At 68.6% G+C, this 19,625-nt stretch carries 14 protein-coding genes and 1 tRNA gene; 4 read left to right on the top strand and 11 right to left on the bottom strand.

Annotated features, from left to right (window positions below; all coding sequences use genetic code 11):
- Positions 1 to 35: 35 nt before the first annotated feature.
- Complete coding sequence (locus IZR01_RS02125) at positions 36 to 830, bottom strand: FHA domain-containing protein (RefSeq protein WP_194891366.1); 795 nt, start codon at positions 828 to 830, stop codon at positions 36 to 38.
- Between the two features lie 369 nt (positions 831 to 1,199).
- On the opposite strand from IZR01_RS02125, the gene IZR01_RS02120 reads away from it, so the two are divergent.
- Complete coding sequence (locus IZR01_RS02120; protein ID WP_194922673.1) at positions 1,200 to 2,303, top strand: HesA/MoeB/ThiF family protein; 1,104 nt, start codon at positions 1,200 to 1,202, stop codon at positions 2,301 to 2,303.
- 1 nt (position 2,304) lies between these two features.
- On the top strand, positions 2,305 to 3,579 hold the full coding sequence (locus IZR01_RS02115) for a hypothetical protein (RefSeq protein WP_194922672.1): 1,275 nt from the start codon (positions 2,305 to 2,307) through the stop codon (positions 3,577 to 3,579).
- A gap of 1 nt (position 3,580) precedes the next feature.
- Here IZR01_RS02115 and IZR01_RS02110 read toward each other — a convergent pair whose 3' ends face one another.
- The 4 genes from IZR01_RS02110 to IZR01_RS02095 form a co-directional block, all read right to left on the bottom strand.
- On the bottom strand, positions 3,581 to 6,469 hold the full coding sequence (locus IZR01_RS02110; RefSeq protein ID WP_194922671.1) for an AfsR/SARP family transcriptional regulator: 2,889 nt from the start codon (positions 6,467 to 6,469) through the stop codon (positions 3,581 to 3,583).
- A 240-nt stretch (positions 6,470 to 6,709) separates the two neighbouring features.
- Entirely contained in the window at positions 6,710 to 7,030 is a 321-nt protein-coding gene (locus tag IZR01_RS02105) for an L-rhamnose mutarotase (RefSeq protein WP_194891362.1), read from the bottom strand.
- Positions 7,031 to 7,061: 31 nt separating this feature from the next.
- Positions 7,062 to 8,879, bottom strand: coding sequence for a serine/threonine-protein kinase (locus tag IZR01_RS02100; protein ID WP_194922670.1), 1,818 nt, complete (start codon positions 8,877 to 8,879; stop codon positions 7,062 to 7,064).
- A 244-nt stretch (positions 8,880 to 9,123) separates the two neighbouring features.
- On the bottom strand, positions 9,124 to 10,506 hold the full coding sequence (locus IZR01_RS02095; RefSeq protein WP_194922669.1) for a DUF1254 domain-containing protein: 1,383 nt from the start codon (positions 10,504 to 10,506) through the stop codon (positions 9,124 to 9,126).
- A 207-nt stretch (positions 10,507 to 10,713) separates the two neighbouring features.
- Between IZR01_RS02095 and IZR01_RS02090 the strand changes: the two genes are divergently transcribed.
- Both IZR01_RS02090 and IZR01_RS02085 read left to right on the top strand, forming a co-directional pair.
- On the top strand, positions 10,714 to 12,522 hold the full coding sequence (locus IZR01_RS02090; protein ID WP_194922668.1) for an alkyl/aryl-sulfatase: 1,809 nt from the start codon (positions 10,714 to 10,716) through the stop codon (positions 12,520 to 12,522).
- A gap of 8 nt (positions 12,523 to 12,530) precedes the next feature.
- Positions 12,531 to 12,941 carry a DUF7144 family membrane protein gene (locus IZR01_RS02085; RefSeq protein ID WP_228558811.1) on the top strand — a complete coding sequence of 137 codons (411 nt, stop codon included), beginning with the start codon at positions 12,531 to 12,533 and terminating at the stop codon, positions 12,939 to 12,941.
- 26 nt (positions 12,942 to 12,967) lie between these two features.
- On the opposite strand, the gene IZR01_RS02080 is transcribed toward IZR01_RS02085, so the two are convergent.
- The 6 genes from IZR01_RS02080 to IZR01_RS02055 form a co-directional block, all read right to left on the bottom strand.
- Positions 12,968 to 14,665 carry a SulP family inorganic anion transporter gene (locus tag IZR01_RS02080; protein ID WP_194922667.1) on the bottom strand — a complete coding sequence of 566 codons (1,698 nt, stop codon included), beginning with the start codon at positions 14,663 to 14,665 and terminating at the stop codon, positions 12,968 to 12,970.
- A complete protein-coding gene (locus tag IZR01_RS02075) occupies positions 14,662 to 15,333 on the bottom strand; it encodes a GAP family protein (protein WP_194922666.1) in 672 nt (223 codons plus the stop codon). The genes IZR01_RS02080 and IZR01_RS02075 overlap by 4 nt, the downstream gene beginning before the upstream one ends.
- Before the next feature lie 142 nt (positions 15,334 to 15,475).
- Positions 15,476 to 15,601 carry a hypothetical protein gene (locus tag IZR01_RS52075; RefSeq protein ID WP_267254744.1) on the bottom strand — a complete coding sequence of 42 codons (126 nt, stop codon included), beginning with the start codon at positions 15,599 to 15,601 and terminating at the stop codon, positions 15,476 to 15,478.
- A gap of 200 nt (positions 15,602 to 15,801) precedes the next feature.
- Positions 15,802 to 15,887, bottom strand: a tRNA-OTHER gene (locus IZR01_RS02070).
- Positions 15,888 to 16,210: 323 nt separating this feature from the next.
- Positions 16,211 to 17,128, bottom strand: coding sequence for a hypothetical protein (locus IZR01_RS02065; RefSeq protein ID WP_228558810.1), 918 nt, complete (start codon positions 17,126 to 17,128; stop codon positions 16,211 to 16,213).
- Positions 17,129 to 18,218: 1,090 nt separating this feature from the next.
- Positions 18,219 to 19,400 (bottom strand): ISAs1 family transposase, encoded by a 1,182-nt coding sequence (locus IZR01_RS02055; RefSeq protein WP_194922663.1) that lies wholly within the window; start codon positions 19,398 to 19,400, stop codon positions 18,219 to 18,221.
- Positions 19,401 to 19,625: the final 225 nt, after the last annotated feature.

The following is a 19,625-nucleotide window of genomic DNA, read 5'->3' as shown; positions in this document are numbered from 1 at the left end:
ATCCCGGAGCCGGACGGCTCACCGATCGGGGGTGTTCACTTCCGTTTGCGGGGCGCGATCGTCTCGATCATCTGCGGATGGGCGATCTCCGTCGGGCCCGCCCCCGAACGCGGCATCCGCGACGGCAGCAGCCCCAGATGCTCCTCACGGACCAGGTTGAACCGCAGTGCGGTGGACACCAGCGCGGCCCGCTGCCAGTCGGCCTTCTCCTCCCCGCCCTCCGCGGCGGCGTCGCGCACCCGCAGTTTGGAGCGCGCGAGGTAGTCGATGTGGAAGTTGACGGCGGACCGTGTCAGATCACGGCAGGACTCCAGATGCCGCAGCCGCTCGACGATCTGCGGCACGCTCGGCAGCATCACCGACGCCCCGTCGCGCAGCCGGGGCTCGCACAACGCGACCAGGACCAGGAAGTACTTCGAGCTCTCGTTCAGGAGGAACGCCACCTGCGTGGTCAACGCGCCGTGGTGGGTGGCGTCGGTGACGTAGACGTGCTCGGGCGCGAACACGGTCACCGACATCTGGCCGTCCCGGCCCGGCACCACCAGCCGCGAGATCTCGAACGGCACCGGCATGTTCAGCCGCCCCGGCGCCACCTTCAGGAACTCGCCGCCGCCCTCGGGGTTCTCCACGATGTAGGTGGCCCGCGAGCTCAAGTTGGAGATGGTCCAGTAGTCCTGCACCGCGCGGATCCGCCCGGCCAGCCGCGACACGGCCGGATCGTCGAACCGCACGTCCACCGCCCCGCCCCGGCCGCCGCGCCCGAAGCTCACCTCCTGCTCCCGCTCCAACTCCAACAAGCGGTCCGGAAGCTGGATGATCAGACTGGTCACGGTCCCCCACCTGGACGGATCGAACAGGACATCGACTACCACGACACAGCGTATTGATTCGGGTGCAAACGCGCTATGACAATGCCCGTCGGCCGGGCGGGCCGATGCCTTGATACATCCGTGTTATGCCGTTGTTAGGCCTGGGCGCGAAGCTGGCGGCAGCGAGCACGGGAAGGAGGGAACACCATGAAGATCGAGGTCAAGAAGGTCGAGAAGGTGCAGGCGACCATCTACATGCCGCCGCCGAAGCTCTAGCCGCTACAGCGGGGGCCACGGGGACCCTGAAGCCACGGATACGGCGGCCGGACCCACCGGGGTCGGCCGCCGGTCGCGCGCCGCCGGCCGGACCACGCAAGGAGAGCAGGGCCGATGATCCCGAAGCTGAAACACGCTCTGTGGGAGCGCGCGGGCGCCGATCTGCGGATCCTCGTGGAGGACCCGGTCCAGGAGATCGTGCTCGGCGACGAGGCCGGCCAGTTGGAGCGGCTCGTTGAGCTTCTGGCCGAGGGCGGCCGACCGGTCGCGGAGCTGGCGACGGCGCTCGCCGCCGCCGGGCCCTGGGAGCTCGACGCGTCGGACGTCGAGAAGGCGCTCGAAGTCTTCGACGAGTTGGGGCTGCTCGTCGACGCCTCGCCCGACGGCCTCACCGAGTGGCAGCGTGAGCGCTACTCCGGCAACCTCGAGTTCTTCGCCACCCACGCCTCGCTCGCGCAGCGTCCCGCCGACTTCCAGCGCAAGCTCCTGGACGCGCACGTGGTGCTGCTCGGGGTGGGCGGTGCGTCCGCCGCGCTCCAGGCGTTGTGCGGCCTCGGCGTCGGCCGGTTGCGGCTCGTCGACTTCGATCTGGTCGAGTCGAAGAATCTGGTGCGCCAGTTCACTTATCGCGCCGAGGACATCGGCCGGCCCAAGGTGGAGCGGGCCGCCGAGTGGGTGCGCGCGTTCAACCAGGAGATCGCGGTCGAGACGGTCTTCCAGCGCGTCAGCGGCCCCGAGGACGTACCGGCGCTGATCGCGGGCGCCGATCTGGTGCTCGCCGGGATCGATCAGCCGGTCGCGGCCGCGGACTGGGTCAACGACGCCTGCGTGGCGGCGGGGATCCCCTACGTCTCCGGCGGCGGCCAGGGCAGTCAGCTCGCGTACTGGTCGGTGGATCCGGGCCGTTCGGCTTGCTGGCGCTGCCAGTCGTCGGAGAAGGCGGCGAAGGCGGGGGAGTTGGCCGGTCTGGTGAACCGGTTCGAGGCGGACCTGCCGTCCGCGAACCGCTCGACCGGGCCGGTGGTGCTCCAACTCATGGGGCTGATTTCGTTGGAGATCGTTCGCTATCTCACGCGGTTCGCCGAGCCGGTGTCCGCGGGCCGCTACCACATCGTGGATCTGGCGACGGGACAGGCGAGTGAGCGCGAGTGGGAGCGGGTCGCCGACTGCCCGGTCTGCGCGACGGCTCCCGCGCGGTCCGCTGTGGAAGAGGGCTGAGATGCCCTCCGTGTCCGAGGCGGCTGAGGAAGCCGAGGCGGCTCAGGCGGCCGAGGCGCCTGCGCTCACCGGCGACACTCGCCTGGTCCTGCGCCCCCTGAGCATCCAGCCGCACGGGACCGATGACGAGATCATGGTGGGCGATCCGGCGCAGGGCGAGTTCGTCGTCCTGCCGGCCGTCGCCGGATCGGTGATCGAGGCCCTGGGGGAGGGCCGCACCATCGAGGAGACCGCCGCGCACGTACTGGCCACCACCGGCACCGAGATCGACGTGGCGGACTTCGCCGAAGCGTTGATCGGGCTCGGCTTCGTGGCGAAGATCGGCGACGTCAAGACCGCCGCGGCCGCCGCCTCGGACCGCACCGGAGGACGGTGGGGCACGGCAGCGGTCCGGTTGCTCGGCCCGGCATTCAGCCGCCCGATGTGGGCCTGCTACGCGCTGGTGTTCCTCGCCGACCTCCTCGCGCTCGTCTTCGACCGGGCCCTGCGGCCCTCCGGCGCCGCCCTGTACTTCCTCCACGACCCGCTGCTCAGCCTGGCCCTGCTCACGGCGACGCAGATCGTGCTGGCCTTCGGGCACGAAGGCGCGCACTGGATCGCCGGTCGCCGAGCCGGAGTGCCGGCCGGGATCGCGGTCGGCCGCCGCGGCTACATCCTGGTCCTGCAAACCGATCTCAGTGCCCTGCGAACCGTGTCGCGACGGGCCAGGTTCGGGCCGCTGCTCGCCGGATTGGCCTTCGACTCCACGATCCTCGCGGTCAACCTCGCGCTGCGCTGGACCGCGCTGCACCACCACTGGCACGCCCCGGCCACGCTGCTCGGCTTCCTGGCCGGGCAGGCGGACATGCAGGTGCTGGCGATGTCGATGCAGCTGGTCATCTTCCTGCGCTCGGACCTGTACGGCGTGCTGGTGCTCGGTTTCGACTGCCTGGACCTGAGCCGGGTGGCCCGGCTGACGCTGCGCGCCAGGTTCGGCCGGCTCAACGCCGGGCAACGGGCCGAACTGGACCGGGCCGGTCGGGCCGACGTGCGGGTGGCTCGTTGGTACAGCTGGCTGCTCCTGGCCGGCGCGGTCCTGTCCGCCGCCTGCCTCGTCGTGATCGTCATCCCCGGCGTTTGGCACGTCGGCAGCTGGCTGCGGACAGCGTTGGCGGATCACTCGCCTGGCACCTTCGGTTTCTGGGAACCGATCGTCTGCGCGGTGGTCGTCCTCGTGCCCTATTTCGTTGCCCCATTGCTCGCGGTTCGGGAACGGACGGGTTCGCGGACCGCGTGACCTATGAAGAAGCCTGACTTGGACCAGCCTGACTTGGACCAGCCTGATTTGGATCAGCCTGACTTCGATCAGCCTTGGCTACTTCCTCAAGCCGGTCCCGGATCTCGGCGGCCCGCAGGTCTGTGGTCCGCTCAGCGAGGGCCAGCGCCTCCTGCCACGAATGCCGGGCGTCCTGGACCCGCCCGAGGTCCGCGAACGTGGCACCGAGCCGGTCCAGGGCGGTCAGCAGCTGGCGGTGATCGCTGCCGAGTTCGTCCTGGATGGCCAGCGCCAGCCGGTGCTGTTCCAGCGAGTCGGTGAGCCGGCCCATCCGGCGCAGCGTCTCGCCGAACCCGGTCCTGGCCATGCCCACCTGATGCAGGTTCCGGGTCGCCACGGCCAGCTCGATCGAGCGCTCGTACTTGGCCACGGCCTCCGGCAGGTCGCCCATGTCGTTGCAGGTCTCGGCGGCGTTGTTGAGGATGATGCTGAGCGCCGCCAGGTCGCCGATCGCGGTGACGGCCGCCTCGGCCTGGCCGAACCACTCCAGCGCCTCGTCGTAGCGGCCTTGCAGGTAGCGCGCGCTGGCGATGTTGTTCTGGATGTTCACCAGGCCCCGCTCGTCGCCGAGCCGCTGCCTGATCCTCAGGGCACTGCGGAAGCAGTCGATCGCCTCTTCGTAGTCACCGGCCTGCTTCAGCGCGCTGCCCAGCCCGGTGAGCAGCCAGGCGTAGGCGGGTTCGTCGCCGAGGGCCAGCGCGCTGTCGGCTCCCAGCCGTTGGGTCGTCGCGAACGGCGCATGGCTTCCAGCGACGATGTAGTAGAACCACATCAGGCTTGCGATACGCACCACGATGTCGTGCCACTTCCGGGCTGAGGCCGTGCGCAGCGCCCAGATCAGGTGGTCCTCCTCCGCCTGGCACCAGGCGAGCGCGTCCCGGTGGGCGGCGAACTCCGGGAGCTGCCAGTGCGGCTCGCCCATCGCCTGCTCGGCGCCGGGCGGCATCCGCTTGCTCCGGCCGATCAGGCGGACGGCGGCCAGCAGCGCGTCGGCGTACCAGGAGAGGAGGCGGCGCGAGGTGCGGTCACGCTCGTCCTCGGTCAGCTCCGCGCTCGACAACTCCACTGCGAACACACGTAGGAGGTCGTGAAGCCGGTAGCGGCCGGGGACCGTCGTCTCGACCAGGCTGGTGTCGGTCAGCGTGGCCAACAGGTCCTCGGCCTGCTCCAGGGTCTGGTCGAAGAGCACCGCGGCGACGTGGACGCCGAATTCGTAGCCGGGCAGCAGGCCGAGCAGGCGGAACGCCACCGCACACGTGAGCCCGCCCGGCGCCGGCTGCCCCGGCAGGTTCGAGAAGCTCATCTGGAAGCTGGCCCGCACCGCCAGGTCCTCGACCCGCAGCTCGTCCAGCCGGCGGTGCTCGCCGTCCAGCCGGGTCGCGAGCATCGCCACGGTCCAGGCCGGCCGGGACGCCAGCCGGGCCGCGGCGATCCGCAGCGCCAGCGGCAGACCGCCGCAGTAGCCCAATACTTGAGCGGTGGCCTCGGGTTCGGCGTCCACCCGCTTCGTCCCGACGATGCCGGTGAACACTTCGAGGGCTTCGGCCGGCGCCAGCGCGTCCAGGTGCATGGGGATCGCGTCGACCAGCCCGGGCAGGCGCCGTCGGCTGGTGACCAGGACGGCGCAGGAGCCGCTGCCGGGCAGCAGCGGGCGGGCCTGGGCCGCGTCCCGGGCATCGTCCAGGACTATCAGCAGCCTGCGACCGGAGGTCAGGGAGCGGAAGCGGGCGGCGCGTCCTTCCTCGTCGGACGGGAGGTCGGAGTTCGGCACTCCGAGGTCGCGCAGCAGGTTGCCGAGCACCTCGGTGGCGGTCCGCGGCACGCTGCTGGTGCCGTGCAGGCTGATGTAGAGCTGGCCGTCCGGGTAGTCGGCCGACAGGGTGTGCGCGGCGCGGACCGCAAGTGCGCTCTTGCCGATTCCGCCCAGGCCGGAGAGCACGAGCATCGGGACGGTGTGGGCTTCGTGCTCGGCGGCTGCCAGGTGGTCGCATATCGCGCGGAGTTCTGTCGCTCGTCCGCTGAAGTGGATGCTGGAGGTTGGGAGGGTTGAGGCGGTGGCTGGCTGCTGGTCCTGGGCGGCATCGGTGGCGGTGTTGGTGTCGTCGGTTTCGTTGTCATCATTGGTGATCGTCGATGCGTTCGATGCGTTCTTTGTCGCCGGCTTGCTCGCTGAGGCGTACCGGATGTCGAGCGTCGGGTCCGCGTCCAGCATGCGCCGATGCAGGTCCCGCGTCCGCGCGGACGGCTCCACGCCGAGCTCGTCGACCAGCGTCTTGCGCAGCTGGAGGAAGGCGTCCATCGCCTCGACCCGGCGCCCCGCCTGGTAGAGGGCGAGCATCAGCAGCTCGTGCAGCATCTCCCGCAGCGGGTGCTCGTTGATCAGCATCCGGAGTTCGGCGACGAGTTCTCCGTGTCGTCCCAGGCGCAGGTCGGCGTCTACCCGCGCCACGAGCGCAGCCAACCGGATCTCGGACAATCCGTGAATGTGCGACGCCACCGTCCCCGCCTCCGCCAGATCGGGGCAGGGCTCGCCGCGCCACAAGACCAGCGCCTCCCGGAACAAGACGGAAGCCTGGGCCCAGTCCTGGGCCAGCGCGGCCTGATGCCCCTTGGCGCACAGGCTCTCGAAGACTTCGACGTCCAGCTCCGCGTGCCGGACCTCCACCAGGTAGCCCGGCGACTGAGTACGGATCCGAGCGCCCGCCTGGGATCCGAGCTGCCTTCGTACGTGCATGACGTGATTGTGGAGCGATGCCATGGCGGCCGACGGCACCGCGTCACCCCACACCGCGCCGCACAGCCGATCCACGCTCACCACTTGGTTGGGCTCCAGCAGCAGGGAGGTCAGCACGGCGCGCCTGATCCTGCCTCGAATCGCGACCGACAGCCCTTCGTCCGTGACCACGGTCAGAGGCCCAAGCAGTCCGAATCTCACAGCTCCGCCACTCCCGGCCTCGAACGACTGCACGTTACGCCGACGTTAGCCGCTGAAGCTCAGCGCCCCGTAGGCGCCGTCCGGACCGATCTCTGAACAGGCGGAAGTAACCATGCTCACGTGGTCCGAGCGCGAAGGGTTTCCTGCGGCGGGCGCTCAGGCCAGATGAAAGACCTCGGTCAGCGGAACCATCGCCGCGTCCGCCGCACCGCCGTCCAGTCCTTCGAAGTAGTGCGCCATCTCAGCCTGCCATCTGGCGTTGACGTCGGTCTGCGCCATCGCCGCGAGCGCTTCGGCGAAGTCGTCGGTCTCCAGGTAGCCGACCAGCAGGCCGTCCGGTCGGAGGAACAGCGAGTAGTTCCGCCAGCCGGACTCGCTCAGCGCCGCCAGCATCTCCGGCCACACCGTCTCGTGCCGTGCGCGGTACTCCGCCGCGAGTTCGGCTTTCACCTTCAACAGGAAACAGACGCGCTGCATGCGACGCAGACTACGGGACGGGGTAACGCCCCTAGTTCAGCGGCGGCCCGACCACGAACGACACCGATAGCGACCGGGCGCCCGAGGAGGCCCGCACGTGGTAGCGCCCGTCCGGCAGCAGGACCGAACCAGCCCCCTGATCGAGCGCGACGCTGAACGTCCCGCTGCCGTCGACGACTGTCTTGACCGGCGGTGCGGCGCCGTTGAGGAAGGTGACGGTGACGGTCTGCCCGGCCGGCCAGCCGACGCCGTTGAGGATGTAGGTGGTCCGCGGGTCGCCGAACGGCGGGCGTACCCCGAGTCGGGTGCCGTCGATCTCGGTGACGGCGCCGGGTGGCGGGCTGATCGGCGGGCCCTGCGGCGGCGGACCGCCCAGCGGCGGGCCGGCGGGCCGGGTCTGCGGCGGCGGGGAGTTAGTCGGGGGCGGCGTGCCGGGTGGCGATCCCGTGGGTCGGGTCGCGGCCGTCGTCGCCGATGCCGATGCCGATGCCGCCGACGACGCAGGGCCGGGCGCGGCGCCGGCCGCCGGTCCCGTGGAGCCCCCGTTTCCGGTCCTCAGCGAGCCGATGAGCAGCAGACCACCGATCGCCGCGACACCGAGGGCGAGCAGGACACTGACGGCGACCACGGTCGGTCCCACCGGCGAGCGTCGCCCGAAGCCGTCCCGGCTCCACCATCCGGTACGCGCGCGCCGCCGGTTCGTCGGCGCGTGGTCCGCCGGCACCCAGCCCGAGGGCACGAGGTCCACCGGCTCCACTCCCGGAGGCAGCGACGGATGTCGGGACCGCACGTCCTCGTCCACGGTCCCGGTCCCGCCACCGCTGTCGCCACCGCCGTTGCCATCACCACTACCGTCGCCATCGCCGAAGCTGTCGAAAGGCTCCGCCACATGGGTCGGCTCCCAGATGAGGGCCGTGGCCGCCTGCGGCAGCGGACGCCGCGAGCGCGCCAGCTCCATCTGCGTGCCGCGGTAGTCCTCGACGTAGGCCAGGACGGCTTCGGGCAGCGGCCGCGCCGCGTCGGCCGTGGCCAGATGCGGCGCCAGCGCGGCCAGCAGCGAGGCGGGCGTCGGCCGGTCCCCGGGCTCCAGGGCGAGACACCCGGCCACCAGGCCGCGCAGCTCGCTGGGCAGCGGGGTGAGGTCCGGCGGCTGCCGCATCTTGTGCAGCAGGACGCCGACCGCCTTCTCCTCCTGATACAGGGCGGCGCCGGTGGCTGCGTGGTACAGCGTCGCGCCGAGTGCGAACACGTCGGCGGCCGGCCCGACGTCCCGATCCCCCATCGCCTGCTCGGGGGCCATGTACAGCGGCGTCCCCATCACCATCCCGACGGCGGTGCCCTGCGGGAGTCCGTCGCTGCGGGCCAGCCCGAAGTCGATGACCCGCGGACCGTCGGCGGTGACCAGCACGTTGGCCGGCTTGAAGTCCCGGTGGACCAGCCCGGCCCGGTGCACGCACTCCAGGGCCTCGGCGCACCCGGCGGCCAGCCAGCGCACCGCCGAGACCGCCAGCGGCCCGCACGCCGTGACCAGTTCCTCCAGCGACGGCGCCGGCACGTACACGGTGGCCAGCCACGGCAGATCGGCGTGCGGATCGGCGCCCACCACCGCGGCGGTGAAGGCCCCGCTGACCCGCTTGGCGGCGTCCACCTCGTGCGCGAACCGGCGCCGGTACCCGGGATGCTCGGCCAGCCCGGCCCGGATGGTCTTGACCGCGACCAGCCGCGAGGAGGCTGAGCGCGCGAGGAACACCTCACCCATCGCGCCGGCGCCGAGCCGGCGCACTACCTCATAGGGCCCGATCCGGGCGGGGTGAAACGCTTGGGGCGGTTGCCCTGTCCGCGTCCGCATCGAGTTCCGCCCTCCGGAAGGACACCGTGGTGCAGGGTCCTTAGTAACCTAACTCCTGGGGCGGGGTATGGCGTGACTTCGGAGGAAGTCCCTAGGCCTGGTAGTCGAGTTGTTGTAATCCACGCGCTCGCCAGGTCCGTCGAGGGCACCGGCACCTCCGGCGGCAGCAAACCCTCCTCTCGCAGGCCAGTCCATCTTCACTGGCTACTCACCCGGCTACTCACCCGGCTACTCACCTGGCGACCTACCTTGCGACCGGGGTGAAATCGCCCGGCTTCCAGCTTCCGTCGAAGGCCGGTGCGCCGGGGCCGTAGATGCGGAAGTAGGCGAACCATCCGCGGCCGGGGACTGTCTGCACCCAACGGCCCGCGGCCTCGGCCGGCTCGGACGGGCCGAAGTACAGGTCGACCTGCGCCGCGTCGGCCGGGGTCAGATCGTCGAACAGCGAGCGCAGCGCGGCTTGGCCTTGGTCTGCGACGACCTCGGAGCGGGTTCGGGCGTCGTAGGCGGTGACGGACCAGAACAGCCCGGCGGGTACCGGTAGCGGGACCGTGAGGCGGTACGTGCGTCCGCCGTCAAGGTAGGCACCCGAGTCGTCGCGCAGCCCGAGCCAGTACAGCGAGCCCTGGCCCTCGACACGGCGGAACATCGCCGGGGAGGTGACGATCGCCTGAGCGAACCACCGGTCCTTGGCCTCGACGTCCAAGGAACCGACGCGTTCGAAGGTGCCGTTCTCGGAGCGCAGGCCGACCCACTCCCAGGTGCGGTCGGGCCAGGCCATGCGGTCCGGGCGCTGTGAGGCGAACGCGGACACCAGCATCTCGTCGCGACCCTGCTGTGCGGCGCGGGTCAACAGATCGGTGACGGCCGGGTCCGTCGGGAAGGGCTTTCCGGCCTCGATGCCGACTTCGGCGAGGGCGCCGAGCATCGGGCGCATCTCCTCGATCGCCGGCTCGGAGTCGATGACCTTGTGCAGAACGCGCCAGTACTCGAGGTTGTCCTCCCAGGCCAGACACGTGCAGTCGATCGGCTGGTCGCTGCGGTCGGTGAAGGTGTACGCCGGCGGGGCGTCGGCTTGGGAGAGCGGGTAGAACTGCACCGTGGCCAGCAGCTTCTTCGCAGTGTCCACATCTCCGCCGAGCGGCAGGACCCGCAAAGCACAGAACGCGGTCCAGGTGTCACACGCGGCCCACAGATAGCCGTCGGGCACTTCGCCCGTCCATCCGGGCGGCGTGATCAGGTACTTGCCGCCTTTGCCCGCGTCCCGTCCGGGCAGGCCCAGGTCGGTGATCCACCGATGGTGATGGTCGTCGACCAGCCCGATCAGCGGCCCGGCGGGCATGTCGATGACTAGTGGGCCGCTCTTTCGCAGGTCCAGAACGCCGCCGGAATACGGGGTGTCGGAGTTCAGGGTGAAGCCGACATGGCGCGGGCGGGCGATGAACAACAGCGCCGTTTCGTTGTCCTTGGCCCCGGTTTCGCGGGTGCCCTGGAAGATGCCCTCCAGCGAGACCGTCGGGTAGAAGAAGCGGTACGCCTCGACGGCCCTTCGCAGGGCCACCTCACTCTGCGCGGCTTTCGCGCTGTCGCTGGTCGGGAAACCGTTCTCGAACTCGACGGCCGTCATGGCACCCTCATCTCGTGGTCGCGCCTCGCGCTCAGATGCCACGCTCGCTGGTCCGCACTCGTCGTGCCATCGCCGAGAGCCGGCCGGGTGGCAGGAGATCCGGGTGGCGGAGGTCCGATGGCGGAAGGCCCGGATGGCAGAAGGTCCGGTGGCAGAAAGGCAAGGGGTACCAGAAGCTGGAACAACGACTTGACATGAGGAGCCGTTGTGAACCAGCTGAACTACGCCGACCGCGCCGACTTCGACAACGCCGACCGTGGGTTCGTCGCCGGTCCCCAGCAGTCGAAGATCACCACTGCCGACGGCCGCGTGGTCTGGGACTTCGACTCCACGAAGTTCCTGGATCAAGACTGCCCGGACTCGGTGAACCCCAGCCTGTGGCGACAGTCCCAGTTGGTTGCCCGTGCCGGTCTCTACCAGGTCACCGAGGGCGTGTACCAGATCCGCGGCTTCGACCTGTCGAACATGACGCTGATCGAGGGCGACACCGGGGTCATCGTCGTCGACCCGCTGATGTCGGCCGAGACGGCGGCCGCGGGTTTGGCGCTCTATCGCGCCCAGCGCGGCGAGCAGCCGGTCACGGGTGTCATCATCACCCACTCGCACCTCGACCACTTCGGCGGTATCCACGGCGTCCTGGACGCCGGCTCCGACGTGCCGCTCATCGCTCCCGAGCACTTCATGGTCGAGTCGGTCGCCGAGAACGTCTACGCGGGCACCGCGATGCTGCGCCGGGGCATCTACTACGCCGGCTCCAACCTGGAGCGCGGACCGCACGGCCTGGTCTCCATGGGGCTGGGCTTTACCGCGTCGACCGGCAACCCCGGTCTGCTGCCGCCCACAGTCACCATCACCAAGACCGGGCAGCAGGAGAGCGTCGACGGTGTCCGCGTCGTCTTCCAGGTCACTCCGGGCACCGAGGCGCCTTCGGAGATGAACTTCTTCCTGCCGGATCGTCGAGCCCTGTGCATGGCCGAGAACGCCACGCACAACCTGCACAACATCCTGACGCTGCGCGGCGCCCTGGTCCGCGACGCGCACATCTGGGCGCGCTACCTCGGCGAGGCCATCGCCTTGTTCGCCGACGAATCCGACGTGCTGTTCGCCTCCCACCACTGGCCGACCTGGGGCACCGCGGACATCAAGACGTTCCTGTCCCAGCAGCGCGACCTGTATGCCTACCTGCACGACCAGACCCTGCGCCTGCTCAACCAGGGCTACACCGGTCCGGAGATCGCCGAGATGATCGAGTTGCCGCCGGTCCTGGCGAACGCCTGGCACGCTCGCGACTACTACGGCTCGATCAGCCACAACGTGAAGGCCATCTACCAGCGCTACATGGGCTGGTACGACGGCAACCCGGTCTCGCTGTGGGAGCACCCGCCGACCGAGACCGCCAAGCGCTACGCCGAATGCTTCGGCGGCGTCGGCCAGATCGTCGCCAAGGCCCGCGGCTATGCCGAAGACGGCGACCTGCGCTTCGCCGCGCAGCTGCTCAGGCACGCCGTCTTCGCCGAGCCCGACGACACCGAGGCCAAGAACCTGCTGGCCGACGTGTTCGAGCAGCTGGGGCGGGGCGCGGAGTGCGCGACCTGGCGCAACTGCTACCTCACCGGCGCCGCCGAACTGCGCACCGGTATCAAGCCCACCGTGATCCTCGCCGGCGGCATGACCACCGCGCTGAGCATCCCGCAGTTCTTCGACTCGCTGGCCATCCGGGTCAACGGTCCCAAGGCATGGGACGCGCGCGCCGTCACGGACTGGCACTTCACAGACCTCGACGAGCACTACCGGCTGACTCTGGAGAACGGCGTCCTCACCTACATCCCCCTCGGCGGGAAGACCCCGGCCGAGGACGCCGAGGCAGCCTTCACCCTGACCAAGCCGCAGTTCATGGGCCTGCTCGCGGGCAAGGGGATGGACGGGATCCAGCACACCGGCGACGCCACGGTGCTGACCACAGTCCTGGGCGTGCTCGACGACCCCGATCCCGACTTCGCGATCGTCACCCCCTAAGGGAGCCGATGATGAAGACCACCGAATCCGAATCCGGAAGCCGCGCCTTGGCCGCGGGCGGAACCGCCCTGGCCGGTACCCTGATGGTCGTCGAAGGCCTGCTCAGCGGCCTGCAGGGGATTGCGGCGATCGCCAAGGACGACGTGTACGCGGTCGTGGGCAAGTACGCGTACAAGTTCAACATCACCGCCTGGGGCTGGATCCACCTGGTCGTCGGGGTCCTGGTGCTGGTCGCCGGATTCGCGGTGTTCACCGGCTCGGTCCTGGCCCGGACGGTCGGCGTGGTGTTGGCCGTCCTGGCGGTCGTGGCGAACTTCCTCTACCTGCCGTACCAGCCGTTCTGGTCGATCATCATGATCGGGCTCGGGTTCTTCGTCATCTGGTCGTTGTTCCACGACATCGGCCCCGAGCGAGTCTGATCACTGAGTCACGCTTTCGACTCTGATCACCGGGTCGCGTTCTCTGCTCGGAAGGCGCGGACGGCGGCGTCGGCGTCGGGAAGAATCCGGGCGGTGTCGTGCAGCTCGGCCAGGACGTCCTCGCCGTCCAGCCGCACGTGCACGTGCGCGAACCACAACCGGATGCCGCGCTGCTCCAGGGTCTTGTCCAGCGCCGCGAACTCGTCGCGGCGGGGCAGACCGAGCCCATAACTGGCGGCCAGGTCCAGCACCACCACCGACGGCTTCGGATCGGCGGCGTGGACCTGGTCCAGGATGTCGTCGCGGATCCGGCCGACGTTGCCGAAGAACACCTGCGCGTCCGGCCGCACGATCAGCAGCCCGGGCACGGTCTCGGCACCGGGGTGCAAGGCGGTGTCGCCGAACACGTCGGTCGCGGGGATCCGGCCCAGCGGGGCCACTCGCGGCCGACTGGCGTAGCCGATGAACAGCAACAGCGACAGCCCGACCGCGATCACCAGCCCGGGCAGCAGATCGAACAGCAGCACCCCCGCCAGCGCGGTCGCCGCGATGGCGAACGACAGACGGTCCAGGCGCCAGTAGCGGCGCATCTCCCCGACCTTCAGGAACCCGCGGACCGCGACGATCACGATCGCGCCGAGGACGGGTTCGGGCAGGTCGGTGAACAGCGGGGTGAGGAAGGCCCCGGTGATCAGCACGACCACCGCCGCGACGAGCGAGGCCATCGGGGTCTTGGCGCCGGAGGCCTCGGCGGCGGCGGAGCGGGAGGCGCTGCCGGACACCGCGAAGCCCCGGAACACGCCGACCGCCGCGTTGGCCGCGCCCATCGCCGTCATCTCCCGGCTGGCGTCCACGCTCTCGCCGTGCTTGGCGGCGAACTGCTGGGAGATGCTGAAACTCTCGGCGAACACCACCAGGGCCAGCCCGAACGCGCCGCCGATCAGCGCGGTCCACTCGTGCAACGGCAGGTTCGGCCACGCCGGAGTGGGCACCGCCCGCGGGATCTTCCCGACGATCGCCACACCGTGATCCTTCAGGTTCAGCACCGCCGAGGCCGCGATACCGGCCAGCAGCACGATCAGCGCCGCGGGGAGCCTGGGGAGGAACCTCTCCAGGACCAGCAGGGCCGCGATCGCGATCAGACCCACGGCCACCGCGGTCGCGCCCCAGTCGCCGAGGTGGCGCAGCAGATGCCAGGCCCGGGCGAAGAAGTCCCCGTCGCCGCCGGACACTCCGACGATCTTCGCGCACTGCCGCACCACGATCGTCAGCGCCATCCCGAACAGGAACCCGACCAGCGCCGGCGCGGCGAGGAAGTCCGCCACGAACCCGAGCCTTGCCACCCCCGCGGCGATCAGGATGACGCCCGCGATCAGCGCCAGCGCCGCCGACAACGTGGCCGCCTGGCCCGGACTGGCGGAGATCTCCGACACCGTCGACGCCGACAGCACCGCGGCCGCCGAGGTCGCGCCCACGATCAGGTGATTGGAGGTGCCGAACAGCGCGTAGGCGACCAGCGCGACCGGCGCGGCGTAGAAGGCGTTCTGGATCGGGACACCCGCGATCTGTGCATACGCCACGCACTCCGGCACGATCAGCGCCCACGCGGTCAACGCGCCGACCGAGTCCTTCCCGAAAGCCGCCCTCGGATAGTGCCGCAGCCACTCCGCGACCGGCCAACCCCGCGCCGAGCGTGCGGTCGGCGCGGCCGGATCGGCGCTCACGCCGTCAGACCGCTTATCGCGTCCCCGACGTACTTGGCGGCCAGCACGGCCAGCACCGTCATCATGATCGCCGAGTTGTGCTCGGCCATCCATGTCTTCCACCCGGCCAGCGTGGCGGCCGCACGGTCCCCGCCGACCAGGTAGACCCCCAGCGGCAGCAGCACACACAACGAAGCGACCAGCACGAACAACACCACCGCGACGGCCTTGGCCCCGCCGCCGCCCGTCGCCCCCGCGATCGACGCGGCCCCGCCGACCGTCAGCGCCAGGTTCTTCGGATTCGCACCGGACAACAGCGCCGCCACCCCGGCCGCCTGCCCCGGCCCGATCCCGTCGACCGAAGCCATCCACTTCGGCGTCTTCGCCTCCCGCCCCGGCCGCGGCCGGTCCCGCCACTGCTTCACCGCCATCAGGGCGAACAACACACCCAGCACCAGCTTGAGCCAGTACGTCCACCGCGCAGGCTCGCCACCGGACCGCGCACCCCCGCCGACCAGCACGAGCACCGTCCCCAGCACGGCCAGCGTGGCCACCCAGCCCAGCACGAACGCGATCCCGTTCGCCCTTCCCCGCGGCGTCGACAACATCAAGATGACGACGATCAGCGGCAAGGGGCTGATCGCCACACCCACCGCCGAACTGAGCATCTGCCCGATGGCGCCACCCACGTCGGCAGCCTCCTCACCTATCGCCGTACCTTGCGGCTGACGCTATGAGGACCCCTCAGGACGCGCCTGCCGACGCAGCCGAATGGGTCCTTTTGGCGCAGGATGGGTTGGCGTCACGTCTCGCGCGTCGGGCGATCGCCGGCTATGTCGTGCCCTGCTTGCAGCGGTCTGGGTTGAACAGGTTGCCGACGACGGTGTCGTCCTCCCGTTTGAAGGTGATGCCTTCCACGTTCGTGTCCGATATTCGCGTCCCATGTTCGTGTCTCATGTTCGAGTCCTTACTATGTGGGGCTTCAAAAGCGTGTGAGACGCGCAGGGAACCACAGGTCAATGACGTGTCCAGATGCAAGCTGGCGCGATGGGTTGCATTCGGGTTGCATTCCGACGTCGCGCAAACCTCGCTGGCGGCAGGAACAGAAACAGCCCCTGTTCTGCGTTCCCGCAGCTCAGGGGCTGTAACTAGAGCGGTGACGGTGGGATTTGAACCCACGGAGGCTTGCACCTCACACGCTTTCGAGGCGTGTCTTCGGACATTGCCGTGGTTGCACCAGCTCGGTGTGGCCTTGCCGTTGAGTATGGCGCGCGAAGGCGACAGTCCAGAGCTGTCTAGTGCAACTGTCCAGACTGCAACTAGGACTGCAACTAGCTCTGGACAGTTCAGGTCATGGCTGAAAACGAAGCCGAGCAGCGTTGTCTTGATGAACGGCGAGCTGCATTTGTGGGCGTACTTGGTCCAGCGAGCTTCTACGACTAGCACGGCAGCCCCAGGCGCGTCGAAAGCGACCAGAAAGCGTAGATCCCGAGCTGGCGCTCTGAGAGTTCAATTTGTTCCAGTTTGAGGAAAGGATTCGACCGGCAGCACGAATGATTTATATCGCTAACTCTGAGCCTTGTAGTACGCTCTTTGAACGACCTTGACGATCTCGGGAACCGGCACAGCCTCGTCGATCATCGCCAGTCGGATCTTCTGCTCTAGCGCTGGCCACAGCGCTTCAGCAAGCCGTGTCTTACTGACAGCCGAACTCCACTTGCCGTTTACCCTGCTAGCTTGTGGATCCCACGTGCCTCGCTTCCACACCTCTTTGATGTCTTTCTTCAAGTTCCGCCAATAAGCGAGCGCGCTAATTAGATCGTCACGCGACCAGCCGTTACAGGTGGGATGCACTGCGATGATGCCGTCCGCGAGCTCTTCATCCGTAAAGTGCGCGAACTCGTAGCATGACTGGGTCCAAGTGTAGAGATCAACCAGTGTCTGAATCTCGGCGTCATCTACCTTGACCTTCTGGGCCTTTAGAGCGTTCCCGATCTGTTCGATTATATTGTCGCGCGTCTTACGGATCTCGCCAGGAGCAAACTGTGCCTCTGGATCGGCCGCAACCATGAAGCATGTAGGTGGCTTGATCAGCCACCAGAACTCTCGAGTACTGTCTGTCCCCTTGTGGCTCACGAGTGGTGCCGCAGCCAGGACGGCAAGCTTCTGGATGTCGCGGTCAGTTCCGCCAAGATTGAGCACGCGTACAAGCTCTGGAGTATCTGAGTACTCCAGGGCCTTCCAGATCTTCGGGACATGTATCTCTTCCGTATCGCCCTCAATGGCAAGCACAACGCGGGGATGGGGCGAGATTCCGAGATCCATAAGGTTTTGGTCGAGCGTGTTCTGGCGGAAACTCAATCGATCGTGCATGGGATGCCATCCGGAACGCGGATCGATCTCCGGTAAAGCCTCCACAAGGCCGCGACCAGCAAGATCTTCGTAGAAGCGGAGGAGAATCTCTGCTGTAACGCGAAGATCCATCGCCGACAGGGCAGCGTTCTTGAGGCTTTGTGTGAGCTTGCGGGTGACCGCTGAATAAGGCGACTCCAGTCGTCACCCATCGGATCGATGTGCCGAGCATTTATGAGCAGCCGTTCTGCATCTTGGCGGGCCTGGATTGCGGAGTATCCAAGCATATCGCTCATGACGGCAGGATTGAAGTCGCTGCGGTAGCTCTCCCAATCCTCGACCTCGATGTTCGTGAGTCGAATCCACTCGGGGTCGAGGCTCGGCAGGTAGCGCGCTTCGAGCGCTGTAGCCGCTACGGCAACACGCCAAAAGCGGGCCATATTCTGCACGAAGTGCGAGTCAGGCTCGGGAATGTGTGCCCGCCGCTCGTGGTCCCGAAGCGAGTATCGCCGGTGCTCTAGCAGTGACAGCAGTTCGGGCAGGGCTACCAGCTGGTACCACGTATAGATCAGGCCATTCCACCACCTATGGGGGTCCGCGCCCTTGCGGCGGAACTCTAGCCTCGGCCTGTAGGGAGTTCCTGCGAGATCCAACAGTCTGCCGGCTGCGCGGGCCTCAAGAAGTTGGCCAAGCCGCGTACTGTTCCAGCCCCGCCGCTCCTCGGCCGCAGTCAAAGGAGCCGGATCAGAGGTGCGACGGTCGCGGATAGCTACAAAAGGGACTAGCAACCTGTGGCGGTATAGCTCGCGAAGTGTCGATAAGTCCAGCTTGCAGCCCCGCAGCTCCGCCGCCCGGATGAAATCGTTCGTATCTAGGGGATGGCGCTGCGAAAACGTCCAAGGCATCGCTATCACGGCGAGCGGAGAACAGGCCGTCAGCTCCGCCGTAGGTTCACCATCCGTAGCCATGGTCTAACGGTACGGGGGAGCGTTGATCTAATGCAGGCAGTTGCTCCGTCGGACATGCCCCGCTCGTGCGCTCCGCACCTTCACCGTCCATCTTCCCTGGATCGACTTCGTCCTGGTCGGCGACGGGGACGTTAGTCAGGAGACCGATGCTTGAGTTTTGCGACGGCACATACGCGCCCCCTAGTAGCTTGGCTGGCCCGCTTCGCAACGACGTCGCCGAGGGCATCACTGCGGCGCTCATGGCCGGGGCGTTCTCATGATGCGAGACCGATCAGGTTGAGGGCGTCGCTGCGGTGGGCGGCCATGTGCCGGGTGGCGGCGGCGATGTTGTCCCAGCCCAGGAGTTTCAGCAGGCTGATGGCCAGGTTGCGCAGGGTGGCCATGGTGCGCGGGGCGCTACCGGTGCGGACGCGGGAGGCGTCTTCGGCGAAGGTGGTGTCGCGGACTTGGTGCAGGTTCTCCACCATCCAGTGGTCTTTGGTGTGTCGGGCCAGGTCGGCGGGGGTGGCGTGGTCGGGTGTGGCGTTGGTGACGGCCAGGACGCCGTAGTGGTGCAGCACCTTGCCAGTGGCGGCGTCGACGGTGTGGCGTTCGATCAGGACGGCCTGCCGCGCGTGGGGGAACGGCAGGCCGGGCGGAGCGGGCAGGGCTCGCAGGGTGCGGGTCTCGATGCGGCCGCGGCTTCGGCTGGTGTCGCTGTGATGAGGGTCGGCGGGCCAGGGCATGGCGTCCAGGGCCGCGTAGAGCTTGGGCTGGTTGCCGAGCACGGGAAGCAGGTAGAACGCGCTGCGGCGGTGCAGGTATCGGGCGTGCTCGCGCTGGGTGTGCAGGGCGTCGGCGGTGATCATCATGCCGGTGATGTCGATGCCGTCCAGCAGCGGCCGGAAGGCGGTGATCTCGTTGCTCTTGACGTCGACCGCGCGTTGTCCGGCGACGGTTCCGGTGTCGGTGCGCACCGCCGCGACCAGGTGGGGCATCGTGCCGCCGGCGTCTTCGGCGCCGCGCACGGCCTTGCCGTCCAGCGACAGACCCACCATGGCGGCGTCGTCGGGCTCGCTGGCGGCCAGCAGCATGTTGATCCAGCCGCGGCAGGCCAGGTCCAGCAGGTCGCCGTCCAGGCGTGCGAACGCCCGACCGAACGTACGCCGGGACGGCTGGGCGCGACCGGAGCCGCCGAGAAGCGTGACCGTGTCGGCGTCGGCGTCGCGGGCCCATTGCGCCACCGCCGCCAGCGATCTCGCCCCGCCCAGGACAGCCAGCACCGCCACGGCCAGCAGGAACGACAACCGGTGCCGTCGCCCGCGCGGCGAGCGCGGGTCCGGAACCATCCCGAGCACGTCCAGCAGCGTCGGCAGTCCGGGCAGCCGGTCGGGCGGACATGGCAGCACCACGTCTTCAAGCTGGCGCGACAGGTCCTCGATCAGGGAAGATGACATGGAAGGCACGACTCCGGCGAACGTGATGACTAGACACCACACGATCACCAGAGTTCGTGCCTTCATGTCAAACCACTGTCACAGCGGGCTTCCGTCACGGCATCACCGCAGCACACGGCTTGCGTCATCTCGCATCATGAGAACGCCCCGGCCATGCTGCGGCGCTGCTGTGTATCCGTGACTACCTCTCCATAGCAGCGAAGCAGTCGCTTCAGCCGACCGTCG

The organism is Catenulispora pinisilvae (assembly GCF_015356865.1).
In the GTDB taxonomy this organism is placed as follows: Bacteria; Actinomycetota; Actinomycetes; order Streptomycetales; family Catenulisporaceae; genus Catenulispora; species Catenulispora pinisilvae.
This window is presented reverse-complemented; position numbering and strand designations above follow the sequence as displayed.

What these genes read in the sequence shown, in the direction of transcription:
- IZR01_RS52075 (WP_267254744.1), bottom strand. Translation starts at nt 15,601, where the DNA reads ATGAGACACGAACATGGGACGCGAATATCGGACACGAACGTGGAAGGC.
- IZR01_RS02085 (WP_228558811.1), top strand. Translation starts at nt 12,531, where the DNA reads ATGATGAAGACCACCGAATCCGAATCCGGAAGCCGCGCCTTGGCCGCG.
- IZR01_RS02115 (WP_194922672.1), top strand. Translation starts at nt 2,305, where the DNA reads ATGCCCTCCGTGTCCGAGGCGGCTGAGGAAGCCGAGGCGGCTCAGGCG.
- IZR01_RS02105 (WP_194891362.1), bottom strand. Translation starts at nt 7,030, where the DNA reads ATGCAGCGCGTCTGTTTCCTGTTGAAGGTGAAAGCCGAACTCGCGGCG.
- IZR01_RS02055 (WP_194922663.1), bottom strand. Translation starts at nt 19,400, where the DNA reads ATGTCATCTTCCCTGATCGAGGACCTGTCGCGCCAGCTTGAAGACGTG.
- IZR01_RS02120 (WP_194922673.1), top strand. Translation starts at nt 1,200, where the DNA reads ATGATCCCGAAGCTGAAACACGCTCTGTGGGAGCGCGCGGGCGCCGAT.
- IZR01_RS02065 (WP_228558810.1), bottom strand. Translation starts at nt 17,128, where the DNA reads ATGGATCTTCGCGTTACAGCAGAGATTCTCCTCCGCTTCTACGAAGAT.
- IZR01_RS02095 (WP_194922669.1), bottom strand. Translation starts at nt 10,506, where the DNA reads ATGACGGCCGTCGAGTTCGAGAACGGTTTCCCGACCAGCGACAGCGCG.
- IZR01_RS02100 (WP_194922670.1), bottom strand. Translation starts at nt 8,879, where the DNA reads ATGCGGACGCGGACAGGGCAACCGCCCCAAGCGTTTCACCCCGCCCGG.